Raw genomic sequence first — 1,163 nt, 5'->3', positions numbered from 1 at the left:
AAAAGGCACTTGTCAGCCCCTTAAAATCCTTCTTTAACTCTTCTGCCACTACCTGTTCACGTTTTGCCATTCGTTTCGTCCTCCTTTGATTTTGGACACGCAAAAAAGCTCATTCCTACTCAAGGTTCAAGTGGGAAAGAGCTTTTGAAAGTTTATCAAGTGTTTGAATTGTTTAGTGTTTGGTTTGTTGGTTGTATTGTACGATCTTGTTGTCGCGCTGTAAACCCGTAAGTTTTAATCATTAACGCTCATCAAAATTATAACCACCTTTTCTTGGTAGCAAGTCTTCAAAATCGCACGATGCTATTGCTTTAAAATCAGCATCCCATAACTTTGTCAGCAAATTAGATATTTCTAATACATAGTTACGGTCAATCACATCTTCAGTTGGTTCAATTTCAAGGTAGTACTTGTAATATAGAAAGCCATCATTCCCTTGATTTCTTTTGTCTTTATCGAAATCACCGTTATTGAAAATAAATATTTCTGCTTGCTTCGTCAATATGCTTGAACCGCTAATAGTACCCATAACAATGGTTGAGACTGTATCTAGTAACATCTCTTTATCAACATCGCTATCTACAAAAATTTTAGTAAATAAATCATATTCTTCTTCCAACGAAATCACCTCAGATCATTTGAGTGGTGTAAACGGGGGATTGTCAAAAGTTCCACCTATTTTAATAATTGAAATATCGACATCCATACCTAGCTCTTGTTGGAGTTGTTCTCTAAACTTGCTCAGTTTCGCTTCTCCTGATTGAATTTCCCCTGTTTCAATAGCATGAAGCATTGTTTTCTCCTTAGCAGACCCTGGATTAGGTGGCTTAACCTTACTAAAAGAGCTTTGTATTAGTTCATCAAATTTCTCCGCTGGAACCCTGATAGCTATATCAATATCAGAAGTTGGTTTAGCTGTTCCTTTTGCCCGACTGCCTTGAACAACTATATTATCACTTATATGCCCTACTTTTTCTCGTATCATTGATGACACTTTATCAAATTGTGCTTGTATAAGTCCTTGAGGTACTTTAAAACCTTGTCCCGTCCCCTCACCGCTTGAGTTCTTATTTTTTCCCGACGTAGATCCTGATGCTGAATTCTCCGGTTCGGTCCCAGGATAGTATTTCCGCACCTCGATCTGATTCTTCGTCGGCTCAAGA

2 protein-coding genes are annotated in these 1,163 nt (G+C 37.8%); both read right to left on the bottom strand.

Annotated elements, in window-relative coordinates; genetic code table 11:
• Nucleotides 1–241: 241 nt before the first annotated feature.
• Nucleotides 242–619 (bottom strand): hypothetical protein, encoded by a 378-nt coding sequence (locus tag BBG47_RS28115; RefSeq protein ID WP_083189652.1) that lies wholly within the window; start codon nucleotides 617–619, stop codon nucleotides 242–244.
• 15 nt (nucleotides 620–634) lie between these two features.
• The coding region (locus tag BBG47_RS28110) for a nucleotidyltransferase domain-containing protein (RefSeq protein WP_139070820.1) at nucleotides 635–1,163 on the bottom strand (529 nt) is incomplete at its 5' end.

Origin of the sequence: Paenibacillus sp. KS1 (assembly GCF_001680695.1) — a bacterium.
In the GTDB taxonomy this organism is placed as follows: domain Bacteria; phylum Bacillota; class Bacilli; order Paenibacillales; family Paenibacillaceae; genus Paenibacillus_B; species Paenibacillus_B suaedae.
This window is presented reverse-complemented; position numbering and strand designations above follow the sequence as displayed.